This is a genomic window from Klebsiella indica (assembly GCF_005860775.1).
Lineage (GTDB): Bacteria > Pseudomonadota > Gammaproteobacteria > Enterobacterales > Enterobacteriaceae > Klebsiella > Klebsiella indica.
On record NZ_VCHQ01000029.1, the window covers coordinates 1 to 13,983 of the forward strand.

General features: G+C 50.6%; 13 protein-coding genes and 1 pseudogene. 7 read left to right on the forward strand and 7 right to left on the reverse strand.

What is annotated here, in order from left to right; all coding sequences use genetic code 11:
- The coding region (locus FE839_RS20300; protein ID WP_138362587.1) for a helix-turn-helix domain-containing protein at window positions 1–384 on the reverse strand (384 nt) is incomplete at its 3' end.
- Between the two features lie 186 nt (window positions 385–570).
- Between FE839_RS20300 and FE839_RS20310 the strand changes: the two genes are divergently transcribed.
- The 4 genes and pseudogenes from FE839_RS20310 to FE839_RS20325 all read left to right on the forward strand — a co-directional run bounded on the left by FE839_RS20310 (window position 571) and on the right by FE839_RS20325 (window position 5,404).
- The gene (locus FE839_RS20310) at window positions 571–1,698 is read left to right on the forward strand and encodes a hypothetical protein (protein ID WP_138362588.1); all 1,128 of its coding nucleotides are present in this window, start codon (window positions 571–573) and stop codon (window positions 1,696–1,698) included.
- Window positions 1,699–2,493: 795 nt separating this feature from the next.
- Entirely contained in the window at window positions 2,494–3,369 is an 876-nt protein-coding gene (locus FE839_RS20315; protein ID WP_138362589.1) for an integrase domain-containing protein, read from the forward strand.
- Window positions 3,370–3,503: 134 nt separating this feature from the next.
- Entirely contained in the window at window positions 3,504–4,268 is a 765-nt protein-coding gene (locus tag FE839_RS20320; protein ID WP_241675655.1) for a toprim domain-containing protein, read from the forward strand.
- 84 nt (window positions 4,269–4,352) lie between these two features.
- Window positions 4,353–5,404, forward strand: a pseudogene (locus FE839_RS20325) (helicase RepA family protein).
- 219 nt (window positions 5,405–5,623) lie between these two features.
- On the opposite strand, the gene FE839_RS20330 reads toward FE839_RS20325, so the two are convergent.
- A complete protein-coding gene (locus tag FE839_RS20330) occupies window positions 5,624–5,827 on the reverse strand; it encodes a hypothetical protein (RefSeq protein ID WP_138362590.1) in 204 nt (67 codons plus the stop codon).
- 35 nt (window positions 5,828–5,862) lie between these two features.
- Window positions 5,863–6,060 (reverse strand): ash family protein, encoded by a 198-nt coding sequence (locus FE839_RS25150; protein ID WP_138362591.1) that lies wholly within the window; start codon window positions 6,058–6,060, stop codon window positions 5,863–5,865.
- A 537-nt stretch (window positions 6,061–6,597) separates the two neighbouring features.
- Between FE839_RS25150 and FE839_RS20340 the strand changes: the two genes are divergently transcribed.
- Window positions 6,598–7,335 carry a 4'-phosphopantetheinyl transferase family protein gene (locus FE839_RS20340; RefSeq protein ID WP_138362592.1) on the forward strand — a complete coding sequence of 246 codons (738 nt, stop codon included), beginning with the start codon at window positions 6,598–6,600 and terminating at the stop codon, window positions 7,333–7,335.
- A 37-nt stretch (window positions 7,336–7,372) separates the two neighbouring features.
- Window positions 7,373–7,939: an NADPH-dependent FMN reductase gene (locus tag FE839_RS20345; protein WP_138362593.1), complete on the forward strand. Its 567-nt coding sequence runs from the start codon at window positions 7,373–7,375 to the stop codon at window positions 7,937–7,939.
- A 95-nt stretch (window positions 7,940–8,034) separates the two neighbouring features.
- On the opposite strand, the gene FE839_RS20350 is transcribed toward FE839_RS20345, so the two are convergent.
- On the reverse strand, window positions 8,035–9,369 hold the full coding sequence (locus FE839_RS20350) for an NCS2 family permease (RefSeq protein WP_138362594.1): 1,335 nt from the start codon (window positions 9,367–9,369) through the stop codon (window positions 8,035–8,037).
- Window positions 9,370–9,532: 163 nt separating this feature from the next.
- Between FE839_RS20350 and yieH the strand changes: the two genes are divergently transcribed.
- Entirely contained in the window at window positions 9,533–10,198 is a 666-nt protein-coding gene (gene yieH, locus FE839_RS20360; protein ID WP_138362595.1) for a 6-phosphogluconate phosphatase, read from the forward strand.
- 181 nt (window positions 10,199–10,379) lie between these two features.
- Here the strand turns inward: yieH and FE839_RS20365 are convergent, their stop codons facing one another.
- From FE839_RS20365 to pstB, 3 genes are all read right to left on the reverse strand, one after another.
- Entirely contained in the window at window positions 10,380–11,558 is a 1,179-nt protein-coding gene (locus FE839_RS20365; protein WP_138362596.1) for an alpha/beta hydrolase-fold protein, read from the reverse strand.
- An 873-nt stretch (window positions 11,559–12,431) separates the two neighbouring features.
- Window positions 12,432–13,157, reverse strand: coding sequence for a phosphate signaling complex protein PhoU (gene phoU, locus FE839_RS20370; protein WP_138362597.1), 726 nt, complete (start codon window positions 13,155–13,157; stop codon window positions 12,432–12,434).
- Window positions 13,158–13,170: 13 nt separating this feature from the next.
- Complete coding sequence (pstB, locus tag FE839_RS20375) at window positions 13,171–13,944, reverse strand: phosphate ABC transporter ATP-binding protein PstB (protein ID WP_138362598.1); 774 nt, start codon at window positions 13,942–13,944, stop codon at window positions 13,171–13,173.
- Window positions 13,945–13,983 lie beyond the last annotated feature (39 nt).

A 13,983-nucleotide genomic window follows, 5' to 3' on the forward strand; every position in this document is an offset into this window, starting at 1 on the left:
ATGTAGCGGACAACCGGTGACATCACGGATTTTTATCGCCAGCAGTTCGGTACTCCAGCGGGAACGCTGATAACCAAAATCGCCGGGAGAATGCTTAACGAGCTCACGCAGCAATGCACAAATATGCTCGAACGGCCAGCGTCGGGAGCGTCCTGCGGGTAAGGATTTCAGGCCTTCAATACCTGAGTGCGTAAACCAGTTAATCCAGCGACCAACGGATGAACGGGCACAACAGAGTGTTCTGGCAACATCGCTGACCCGTTCACCCCGATGAAGCATCAGCATAGCCGTTAGCCTGCGGGCATGATTTTTATCGCGAGTTTTATGGATAGCTTTCTGCATCAGGCGTCGTTCGCCACGGGGTATTGGGGCTATGATCGGCATCGCTCAGTCCGGTTGGTGATTTGGGATATTCAGCGATTGATCAGATCGCATAAACCGGACTGAGTTCCCCCTGAGTGATCTACTATTCCGAGCAGTTATTTAGAATTAGCAACTACTATTTTTATAGATAGCGCCACAACAATAATAAAAATAAATCCTATTGTAAAGGATTATATTTTATCAAAAATGACCGTTCAAGAAAAACACTTAATTGCAAATGCCTATTTGAGTGTAACTTTTATTGAATCAAAAACAGGAATAAAATTAAGTTCGGCGAACAGGAAAATATATGATAATGGTTATAATACTGAAGAAGATAATGCTAATACCCTTTTAAAATTTGCATTTGATGATTGTAAATCAAGGTTAGGTACTTCAAATACCCCTGAGGGACATGAGCAATATCAACGTAGAATGAACAAACTTCTATATTTATCAGAGTCATATATATATAGTCTCTGCAACTCATCTCGCTTTAATGAAGCTATATCATCTATTAGTAGTTTGATTGAATATATTCGAGAAATAGACAAAGATAATCTTTATAAATACTACTATCACATCGCATACGCTTGGCGTATGAAATCTAATCATGATGAAGCAAAGAAATATTTAGCTCTAAGCAAAGACCTATGTCCTCCTGAAGATAAAGAAACGCAACGCAGTATATATACTGAAGAGTTGTATATTTTAGAAAGAGAAGATCCAATGAAAGCAATTGGTCTCGCGCGCACCCGTAAAAATGAATTCAAGAGTGATACCGCTGCATATATCCTCTCAGATGTAATGCTTTCTCTAAACAAAGAAAAAGGAGAGCGGATAGCAGTCCTAGAAAAACAAGAGAAAAAAGCTCGTCGGTTAGGTTACCACACCGCTGCGAATAACATTTTGTTTACACTAAACAGCGAAAAAAATAACTCCGATCAATTGAACAGTCTTAATACAGTAATTAAAACAGATACTAGCCCATATAACATATGTCGTGCAACGATTTACAAGAATGAAGCATTAATTAAAAATGGAGACATTGATAAAATCACAGAAAATGATTTCCAAAGATTGATAAATATATATAACTATTTATTTAGGCAAAAATTTGACAGTTTATTTAATAAATGCCACCATATTTTGTGGACAATTGCTGAATATAAAAAAAATAATGACTTGATTATATTTATTTTTTATAAAGGAACTATCGTTTGGAAGCTAAACGCTGATACTGAAAACGAGACAAAATATAACAAATTAATAAGCAAAGTTGAAACTCTGAGCAATGCGATGCTCCTAGGAAATGTTTACGATCATGAAGAGTAGATCTAAATAAACAACAACTAATATTAGGTACAAAAGTAGAAAACTCCGCTATTGTACCTAAATTAGTAGTTCGTTTCATTTTTAATACTATTCAATACCATCAGACTTTCACTTCATTTATCATTAATAACTCTAACGAAAATCTTCAAATCCCACAAACAATTTCCCACAGCTTTCCCCTTCCCCCAGATCTACCCTATCCCCAACTCATAGCAGTACCCCTAAAAGTTTCCTGTTCTAAGACGAACTGCGACCTGTAAGAAGCGCCTTTGGCGGTCAGCCCCCCGGTCAACCAGGGAACGAAGCGTGGTCTGAAACTGACCTCCTGTCTCGATACAGGTGACCACACCCTATATCGCTACCCTGTTGCAAGCGTAGCGACAGACAGAACGCTGTAGAGAAGTCGGACGGCATTGCCGAAGGCTTTGCGTCCATACTTCCTGCTGAATGTGCAAAACGCGGCGTCACTTTTAAGAGCGTAAGCGAGTGAAAGTGACGCCAGCGCGCAGATCAGCGTCAACCCAGCTACTGCCTGCAAATTCACTGCAACAAACAGGCTGACACTCAAACAGATGTCAGAAATTCACTTACCAGGAGGAGAAACCAGCACTACCGAACCGATACCGGAGGACAGGTTATTTTACCTGTGGGGATATACCTGCCTGAGCAGGCGGCTGCATTCGTGCATCACCGTACCCCGTCATACCTCATCCGCGCATTCTCCGGCGCACCGGTATCGTTCAGCACAGCACGCTGTGCCCAACCGCGCGTCGGAGAATTGAGTGGAGAATAGCTATATCGAAACTTACAAAACGCATGGAAAAACTCGCCCTGCTGGCTGGCGGCAGTTTTAAAACAGTCCATGATCGCCTCCGCAGCGCCGGGCGTTTAAGCCAGCATCTGCACAAGCTGAATATCCAGATTCAGGATCTCCAGCATCTGAAATCGTCACATATCGAAAGCTACGTGATGGCGCGACGGGAAGCAGGCATTACGCCACGCACGCTACAAAACGAGATGGCTGCCCTGCGCACCATCCTTGCTCAGTCTGGACGTCAAAAATTTGCCCAATCGGAGCGCATCAGCAATAAAGCGCTCGGGCTGGGTAACGCCAGCCGGGCAGGAACGCATCTGCCATTAACCTCAGAACGCTGGTTGTCGGCGCTGTCTGCTTTTCATGAAAAAGATGAAGGGCTGGCTCTGACGCTGGAGCTTGCCAGAGCAATGGGTTTGCGTTCACAGGAAGCGGTGCAGTGTTGTCAGTCTCTGAAGACCTGGGCCGCTGCGTTAGAGCGTGGAGAAAACCGATTGCAGGTGGTTTTTGGCACCAAAGGATCACGTTCCCGTCAGACGGTGGTGCTCGAACCTGAAAGGCTACGCAACATCCTGAACCGGGCTATGCCCCTGGTGGCACAACGCGGGGGACGTTTGCTCAATAAACCCGATCTGCGCGCCGCAATGAATTACTGGCGTGGCAGCGCAGTTCGCGCAGGGCTGACTGGCCCCTATGCACCACACAGTCTGCGCTATTCATGGGCGCAGGAGGCGATGGCGCACTACCAGCGACAGGGACTGAGTATAAAGGAAGCCAGGGCGATGGTTGCGATGGATCTTGGTCATGGCGATGGTCGAGGGCGCTACATCCAGCAGGTGTATGGGAGGCAATCATGAGCTATTACGTTTCTGCCGTCTCCGATCGGGCACGCAATAACTGGCCGAAAATATTTGAACAACTTGGCATTTTCATTCCACCAAATCATCGGCATGGCCCGTGTCCCTGTTGTGGGGGTAAGGATCGCTTCAGGATGGATGATCTGAAGGGGCGCGGCACATGGTTCTGCAATCAGTGCGGCGCAGGTGACGGACTGGATCTGGTTTCCCGCTTCTTCGGTTGCGCACTGGTTGCGGCCGCCGGAATGGTGCAGGACATGGATCCTGTACCGCTGGTTCCGCCAGCCAGGGAAAAATCACAGGCTTTGAATATGGAATCGCGTATTAAGACACTGCTTCGTCATTGCGAATACGGAGAAGCGCCGTATCTGACAACGCGAGGCTGGCGACGAGCCCAGTGGCTTCTGACTGAACGTAGTAGCCGGACAATCTGCGGTGTGCATTTCGGGGCGGGTACGCTGGTATTGCCAATTCGAAATACAGGCGCGCAGCTGACAGGTGCGCAGTTCATTCATCCTGGAGGGAAAAAGTACCTGCTGCCCGGTAGCCATCTGAAGGATTGGTTTTGCCCAGTACATCAGGCGAGCCGCAACGGTGGGCCGGAACCCTGGGCACCGGACAACAAACCACCGGAAGGCATCATCATTACCGAAGGATATGCAACCGCACTTGCGGTCTCATGCCTTCATCATTTTCCGGCCGTTGCTGCCCTGTCGGCGCACAACCTGAAAAATGTGGCCATCGCTTTCCGGGAGCAGTGGCCTGAATGCCACCTTATCCTGGCTGGCGATAATGATTGCAGTCAGGAGAAAAATACCGGGCTGCTGAATGCAACCGCCGCTGCCGAGGTAGTGAAGGGCTGTGTGGTTCTCCCTGCAGACACCACATTGAGCGACTAGGATGAATTTTACCGTCACTACGGTGAATCCATTTCCCGGATTGTGTTCAACCAGCAGCTTCCTGCAAACCTCAGGTCGTAAGTCATGACAGCATCAGACCGTACTCTTACCACCCCTCTTCCGCTGCGCCGGGGCTCGGAAGGGTTTAACACCAGTCAGGATTATCTGGTTAAAGGACTTATTCCCGCCGGGGCGCTGTGCAGTATTTACGGCCCCGGCGGCTCTTTTAAATCCTTCCTGGCAGTATCGCTGGCGTGCCATATTGCCAGCGGTACGTCATGGGGCGGAAGGCGAGTCAATCAAGGAGCTGTGCTGTTTATCGCCGGAGAAGGAGGAACCGGTGTATCGCGGCGGATCCGCGCCTGGGAACTCAGCGTTAATGACAAGATGGCGCTCGATAACCTGTTTCGCGTCGACTGCCCGATCTTTCCAGCCGCTCCGGGAAGCATCGAACAGGTGATCCTGGCAACGCAGGACATTCAGAACATGACCTGAATGCCGGTACGACTGATCATCCTCGATACGCTGGCCCGCTGTTTTGGTAACTCAGATGAAAACACCGCGCGGGATATGGGCGAATTTATCCAGGGTTGCGACGCCATTCGGTATCATACGCGCGCAGCGATGATGATCGTTCATCGCTCGGGTAAGGATCAGGAACGGGGCGCACGCGGTTCAAGTGCTTTTCAGGCCGCGCTGGATGCCGAGTTTAACGTCAGGCGCGAGGGGCGGCGCAACGCTATCACTCAAGTTGTACAAAGATGAAAGATGCGGAGATGCCGGAGGTCACCGCCTACGACCTTGAGGAAGTCGTTATCTATACCGATAGCGATGGTAAACCAGTGACCTCGCTGGTACTGAACGACGAGCCCCGGCAACCAGACGATGACTTACTGAGTAGTGGCATTCCATCCGGCGTTCCTCATATCACCCGCAACCATACGGCGTTATGGCGCTGTATTAACCAACACATCAGCCAGAATAAGCCCTGTACCCGCGCGCTCTTGCGCGACGATCTACGCGCAAAGGGGATTAACGTCGAGAAGAAATTTTCGTGCTGGCTGGAGAAGTTGCTACGCGAGCAACTGATTGTGCTCGATGGAGAACAGATCCGGCTCCCGGATACGGGGGAATAATGATGGAACTAGGAATATATGGGGGGATACACTGGCAGTGTACTCGACTCCCCCACATTATTCGCCTTTAACAGCGAAAGATGGGGGATGCCCTTTCAACCCGCGCCATTGCTGTGCTCATGGAATTCACCTCAGAGAATATGGGGGAGCCAGCCAGGAAAAAGCAGGTGGGGGAATCAACCACAACATCTGTCCCTGATGCTGTGGTCGCTGTAAAAATTATTGAGGTAATTTCTCATCCCTAAGCTGTCTGATCTCATCCTCTTCAAAAGCATCCCTTAACAGTTGTAGTTGGTCGGCAAGGATGAGAAGCAACGCATAATTCGGGCCGATATCGTCAGGATGCTCGAGCATCACATGCACCAGGACTCGCGAGCGATCGACCAGTTCTCTGGCTGAGGGTTGTTCTACGGTAATTTTCATAGATACCTCCGGCGGAGGCTGGTGCAACGGGAGATTCAGGAAAAGGACACATACGCAGCGCTCCGCTTCGTGATAAGCAGGTTAACGCCACCACCGGAGACGCCAGGCTCACTGGTGGTGACCCAGACAGGGTTGGCGTACCGGTTATCACGACCCGGCGCTTCTTTCGAAGCCCCTGCCTGAGCCACCATTGAAGGGGCGAGCGCAGGCCGCGCCAGTAGCACTGCAAACATCGCTACCGACACTCGTGATAATTCGGAACGCCAATTCCGGCTGCGGTTTTACCGCAACGTGGGGACTATAGCGCAAGTCAGTACGCAAAAACTATGCTTATCGCCTCATAACAAGGGGCTATGCGCGCTGCATAAAATCGTCCGCTCAGTTATTCAGGAGGCTCGATTCATTGACAAAAGCTATTACCATTACGGGAACATCTGCAATAAAAGCTGAACACCCCTAAGTCTCATAGAGTGATGGTTTTAACCGTGGTTCCACCAGCCATTGTGAACAAAATGGTTTTTGTGTCCTTGAATGTGCCCATAGCCATATTTTCAAGGCAATGTATCGCTGCCTTAACTTTCGGTTAAAGCAGGTTTTTAGCAGGGCTGCCCAGCCAAATCATACGATGCCGGAAACCGCCTGGCACAATAAATTGTAAAATTCACATAATTTCCCTTTTCAAGGGGGGATTTCCGCATTAAAACCTGGTAATTCTGAGCGATAATATTATTCACAGTTTTTATCATTGACCATTAATCACGGAGCGACGAATGGCAACGCATTTTGCAAGAGGGATACTCAACACTCGAGAACCGCTATCAACACGACTTTCCGCGGCTTGTCATCAATACGCAAGATGCCTGCCTGAGTACCGTCAAAGCCGCTATTACGCATCACGGTCACTACTCGCCGAGCTACTCTTTATGCTGTATGGCATCAGCGAACTGCCCGAAATAATTGATGACGAGAATGATAAACCGGCTTTTCGCGATGAATATCTCCCGCGCTTCTCTATCTCTTATGCCGGGAATATCGTCGGTGTAGCGTTAGCCACCGAGGGCGATTGCGGCCTGGACATGGAATTACAGCACACTTCCCATGGGTTACATTCACCGCACGACGCGGGCTGCAACGTTTTTAACAGTAACGAGCATTTGTGGATTAACAATCAGCATGATCCTGACGAAGCGCGCGCCCAGCTCATCGCATTGCGAAAAAGCGTCCTGAAACTCACCGGTGAATCACCGCTTCATCTGCAGCTTCTTCCAGGGTCAGGCCGGCTGCGAACGTCCGGGATACAGTCAATCGAAGCCGTCTGCGATGCTGAAACGGTACTGGTATGGTCTATCGCCGCAACGCCGGATATCGGCCAACTGAAAGTATGGGAATATAGCGGAAAAGAGGGCTGGAGCAGCCTGCCCGATGCGCAAGCGCGCGCAAAGGCTCCGTCCGCCCGACTGATGCGCTTTACCAGTTTACCGATAGAAAAAGCCTTCTCCCTCAACTGACCGGTCTTGCCGGCAATCATGATGCAAAGGAGCAATCATGTCTGATACGTTGAAAGTTGTTACGTTACTCGGAAGTCTACGCAAAGGCTCTTTTAATGCTATGGTCGCGCGTACCCTACCCGCCATTGCGCCTGTTGGTATGGAAGTTTCCGCATTACCGTCCATTGGCGATATTCCGCTCTACGATGCTGATACCCAACAGGAAGAGGGATTTCCGCAAAGTGTTCTGGATATCGCGCAGCAAATTCGCGAGGCTGATGGCGTAATTATCGTCACTCCGGAGTACAACTATTCGGTTCCTGGCGGACTAAAAAACGCCATCGACTGGCTTTCTCGTTTACCTGAGCAGCCGCTATCCGGTAAGCCGGTATTGATTCAAACCAGCTCAATGGGAGTAATTGGCGGCGCGCGCTGCCAGTATCATCTGCGCCAGATTCTGGTCTTCCTTGATGCGATGGTGATGAATAAACCAGAGTTTATGGGCGGCGTGATTCAGAACAAGGTAGATCAGCAGGAAGGGAAAGTTGTCGATCAGGGTACACTCGACCATCTTTCTGGCCAGTTGACGGCGTTCGGTGATTATATTAAGCGGGTGAAAGCGTAAAGAGGAGTGCGGGCCGATGCCCGCATCCCGGCCTCTCTCCGTGGGAGAGAGGGTAAATACGAAAGCCCTTTTCTCAGAAAAGGGCTTTCCTGCCATTATGCGTCAATAAACACAATCTTCAGCAGGAACAGAAGTGAAACCACGATCACGCACGGGCTGAGATCGCGCAGACGACCGGTACAAATCTTCATTACGCAGTAAGAGATAAAGCCCAGGGCAATACCTTCGGTGATAGAGAAACTAAACGGCATCATCACGGCGGTAATAAACGCCGGAACCGCTTCCGTCAGATCATCCCACTTCACGCGCGCAAGGCTGGACGTCATCAGTACGCCAACGTAAATCAGCGCCCCGGCGGCGGCATAGCCCGGAACCATTCCGGCCAGCGGCGACAGGAAGATAACCAGCAGGAACAGAATACCCACCACGACCGCCGTCAGGCCGGTACGGCCTCCCACAGAAACCCCCGAAGAAGATTCGATATAGGCGGTGACGGAAGAGGTACCGATAAAGGAGCCCATAACTGACGATATGCTATCGACAAACAGCGCCTGCTTCATGCGCGGGAACTTACCCTGCGCATCGGTCAGACCGGCTTTATCAGTCACGCCGATCAGGGTGCCGGAGGAGTCGAACAGGTTCACCAGCATGAACGAGAAAATCACGCCCGCCAGGCCGAGATTCAGCGAGCCGGCCAGGTCCACATGACCAATCACCGTCGCGACGCTCGGCGGTGCGGAAACAATGCCGGTGTAATGAACATCACCCAATATCCAGCCCAGAAGGGTGGTCACGACGATGGAAACCAGCACTGCGGCATGAATGTTACGCGAAGCCAGAATTGCGATAATAAAGAACCCAAGTATCCCCAACAGCACGCTATGAGAGGTCAGCTTGCCGATACTCACCAGGGTTTCAGGGTTTGACACAATCACGCCCGCGTTTTTCAGGCCCATCATGCCGATAAACAGGCCGATGCCGCTGGTGATCCCCACGCGCAGGCTTACCGGGATGTTGGCAATCATCCAATAGCGTACGCGAAAAATCGTTAGCAGCAGCAGGCCAATCGCCCCCCAGAAAATAGCGCCCATTCCAACCTGCCACGGCAGCCCCATCGCCTTAACCACCACAAAAGCGAAGAAGGCATTCAGGCCCATTGCTGGCGCCAGCGCGACCGGCAGGTTAGCAAACAGGCCCATCATGATGCTACCGAATGCGGCGATCAGACAGGTGGTAACAAAAACGGCGCTGGTATCCATCCCCGCCACGCCGAGAATTTGTGGGTTAACGAAAACGATGTATACCATCGTCAGGAAGGTGGTGAACCCTGCAATCGCTTCAGTGCGTGCCGTAGTACCGTGTTCGCGCAGTTTGAACACTCGCTCCAGCAATCCCTGGCCAGAAGACTGGCTGGTTTGTTGTTGACTCATTATCGGTTTCCGAACAAAGGAGGGGAAAATTCGTCGCTATCCTATACCAAAATGCGACAATAAGGGCGGTTGTGAGATACTTTTTTCATTGAATTTGCTTATACGGCAACGATTGCGTCTCACGAATCAGCATAAAACGTTAACTTATTAAAATGGAAACGATATGACCCAACCAGAAGCAGTATTTTTCGACTGTGACGGCACGCTGGTCGACAGCGAGGTGATCTGCTCCCGTGCTTACGTTCACATGTTCAAAGAATTCGGCATTACGCTGGATTTAGAAGAGATTTTTAAGCGCTTCAAAGGGGTAAAGCTGTACGAGATTATCGACACCATTAATGCAGAGTACGGCGTTAATCTGGAAAAGGCGACGCTTGAGCCGGTTTACCGCGCCGAAGTCGCCCGCCTGTTTGATACGGAGCTGGACGTCATCTCTGGCGCTCCCGCGCTGCTGGGCGAGGTCAACGTGCCAATGTGCGTGGTATCCAACGGCCCGGTCAGTAAAATGACGCACTCGCTGGGCAAAACAGGAATGCTGCACCATTTCCACGATCGTCTTTACAGCGGTTACGACATTCAGCGCTGGAAGCCGGATCCGGCGCTGATGTTACATGCCGCAAAAGCGATGAAGGTTAACGTAAAGAGCTGCATCCTGGTCGACGATTCCAGCGCCGGTGCCCGGTCAGGGATCGCCGCAGGAATGGAAGTGTTCTACTTCTGCGCCGATCCGCACAATAAGCCTATCGAACATCCACAGGTGACGACGTTTACCCGCCTGGACGAGCTGCCAGAACTGTGGAAAACGCGCGGATGGAATATCACACGATAGTGCCGGAGCGTAACGCAATCCGGGTATATCCGGTATGCGCTACGCTTAATGGGTCTACCGGGAGAGTAAAGCTGGTTACGCAGATTCGAAATGGTCCCATCTTCCAGAACCTGACCGCAAAAAGTCGTCTCATTAAAGTTGTAAACAAGGAGCCAGGATTCTGCCTCCTGGCTTCTGATTTTTACTTAAATAACTTTTGTACGAATTCGGCGTAGGCCGGGCGCCAGACATCCATTTCATGGTTCAGGCCAGGATACTCATGGTAATCAAACTTGATTTTCTGCCTTTCCAGCTCAGCTTTCAGACCAGCAATATCTTTCCCGGTAACGGTATCTTTCTCACCCACCACGACGGTGAAGTTGCGCAATTGCTTATTGATAGCCTGCGGCTGGTGTAATTGCGCTTCAACGCCAGCATCCGGCACCGTCGTAGTCGTCACGCCGCTAAATGTTGCCAGCCAGCCAAAGCTTTCAAGATGATTCATCCCGGAAACCAGCGCCTGATAGCCTCCCTGCGACAGCCCGGCGAGCGCCCGGCCATCCGCGTCTTTACGCACATTGAAACGCTGATCAATCAGCGGGATAATGTCGTTCATCAGCTCTTTATCGGCCGCTTTCGCATTCAGCGGATAAAAGCTCTTACGGCGATCCTGAGGCGGGAAGTTTTCCGCAATCGCTTCAGGAATATCGGTTTCGGTATCCGGCACCACTACCAGCATGGGCTTGATTTTCCCCTCTGCCAGCAGGTTATCCATAATTTGCGGGATACGGCCCTGATCGATGGCCGATAAGCCGCTGTCGCCAAAACCGTGATAAAAATAGAGCACCGGCAGCGGCTCACCGGTACCGGTATATCCCGGTGGCGTCCATACGTAGACGCGACGCTCAGAATTCAGCGCCTTTGAGTGGTAGGTTAACGTCCGTAACTCACCATGAGCAACCGCGCGATCGTCGAGAATGCTGCCAGGTATCAGAATCAGACTGGTATTCACCTGACGCTGCGGCTTCTGATAGCGGCTACCGGTATCGACCGAACGAAATCCGTCGACATCAAAATAGTATTCGTAGAGGTTAGGGGCCAGTACTTCACTCTTCCATGCCCAAATCCCCCGTGCGTCTTTGCTCATATCATGGGAGACGAATGTATCCGGCGTGGCCCCCGTCACCACTGAGACGCGCTTTGCGTCCGGGGCAAACAGACGGAAGGTAATACTCTTATCGGCATTAACCTGCGTAACGTACTGGCTGACCGGGATCGCAGTGCTCGGCGTAGCCGGAAGCGGTGCAGCAACGACAGGCATAGCCGCACAACCCAATAGTGTCGTGATGGCCAGCGTCAGACAAGCGATGTTTCTTTTCATATCAAGTCTCTCGTTTTATTTTCGCGGTTATAAAAGAGTTCAGAAGGTTGGGCACCTGACGCTAGCGCTGTTCGAACAAGCGCAGCAGCAGAGCCGGAGTGGATACAGAGAAGCAGACCGCCTGTTTATTTTTCCGTTTTTGTCGCGCTGCCCCCTTTTTTCGTTGCGCTAAGGTTTTTCTCCAGTGCGGCCTGACGCCGTGCGCTGGTGATATTTTCAGTCGCGACCAGCGCCAGGGGAACTGAGTATAAAAATGATGATGCCTGAACTAAGGAGATTGTTTCTTCAGGTTTCTCATTCCACTATTTTTGGATAAAAAAACCTGAACCCATCCGCGGTTAATCTGCTGTCTGTTTTTTCGCCAGGCCTGAAAGCATAAAACCTGGCACCTCCGGAAAGGAGATGTCAGGTTTAGCCCGCAAAGCGGTAGCAATCCAGTTTCAGTCCTTAACATAGCAATTTTTAATCCACCAGCAATGAGCAAAAAGATAAATTGTGATTTACCGCGAATTTTCAGTTCGACATATTTTTTAGTGGCCAGAATACCGGTGAGGTCGGATGCAGAAAGCGTTTTCCGCTTAGCTAATATATTCCACGATCAAAATCGCGGGTTGCGCAGAGAGGTAATCACGGATTATTCAGGATAACGAGAAATCACGCCCGGGCGATAAACTTAACGAGGAAAGTCATAGGATTAAGTTAAAAGTAGGGTTATAGCAACAAACCCGATCAAAGGCCGGAGCGATACGCATAAAAAAATCCGGAAACGAAGACGTTTCCGGATTCTTACACCGCCACAGCATCGATCAGCTAATTCTTAACCCGGCGGCATAATCAACGGCGGCTGACGTTTTATTTTGCTTAACGCGGAAATCACTCTTTCGGATCTTTCCCGGCAAGCAGTTTATCCAGCTCATCGCCGCCAACATGACGGAAATCCTGGCCTTTGACAAAATAGAAAATATACTCGCAGATATTCTGGCAGCGGTCGCCGATACGCTCAATAGAACGGGCGCAGAACAGCGCGGTCAGGACGCTTGGGATCGTGCGCGAGTCTTCCATCATATACGTCATCAGTTGCCGCACGATGCCTTCATATTCCTTGTCGACTTTCTTATCTTCGCGATAAATACGCACCGCTTCATCAAGATCCATACGGGCGAAAGCGTCAAGCACATCATGCAACATCTGTACGGTATGGCGGCCCAGCGATTCCAGGCTCACCAGCAGCGGCTGATGCTGGTGGGAGAATTTTTCCAGCGCAGTGCGGCAAATCTTATCCGCCACATCGCCGATACGTTCCAGCTCCGCGATAGTTTTGATAATCGCCATCACCAGACGCAGGTCGCTGGCGGTGGGCTGACGTTTGGCAATAATACGCACGCAGGCTTCATCGATGGCAACTTCCATCATATTGACCTGTTTGTCGCCATCAATAACGCGCTTCGCCAGTTCACTGTCCTGGTTATGCATGGCGGTAATGGCATCAGAAAGCTGCTGCTCCACCATGCCGCCCATGGTCATCACCTGGGTACGGATACTTTCCAGTTCTGCGTTGAACTGGCCGGAAATATGTTTGTTAAGGTTTAGGTTGTCCATGGTTAGCTCCAAATCAACCGTAGCGGCCAGTAATGTAGTCTTCAGTTTGTTTCTTCGCGGGCTTGGTAAACAGATCGTCCGTGTTACTGAATTCAATCAGCTCGCCAAGATACATAAATGCCGTATGGTCGGAACAACGCGCAGCCTGCTGCATGTTGTGCGTTACGATCACCACGGTGTAGTCCTGCTTCAGCTCAGTGATCAGCTCTTCAATACGCCCGGTGGAAATCGGGTCCAGCGCTGAACACGGCTCATCCAACAGCAGAACTTCCGGGCGAATGGCGATACCACGCGCAATGCACAGACGCTGCTGCTGACCACCCGAGAGAGAGTACCCGCTCTGGTGCAATTTATCTTTGGTTTCGTTCCATAATGCGGCTTTGGTCAACGCCCACTGAACGCGTTCGTCCATATCGGCGCGAGACAGTTTCTCAAACAGGCGCACGCCAAAAGCGATGTTGTCATAGATAGACATCGGAAACGGCGTCGGTTTCTGGAATACCATACCGACTTTGGCGCGCAGCAGAGCGACATCCTGGGTATTGGTAAGAATATTGTCGCCATCCAGCAGAATTTCACCTTCCGCACGCTGTTCCGGGTACAGTTCAAACATCTTGTTGAACGTACGGAGTAGCGTAGATTTACCGCACCCAGACGGGCCGATAAACGCCGTCACCTGGTTTTTAGCAATATCCAGGTTAATGTTCTTCAGGGCATGGAATTTGCCGTAGTAAAAGTTCAGGTTACGCACTGAAAGTTTACCCGGGGTCGTATTCACCATACTCATCTCGTTTTCTTCCTCATTCGGCGCCGCGTTTCGCCACGC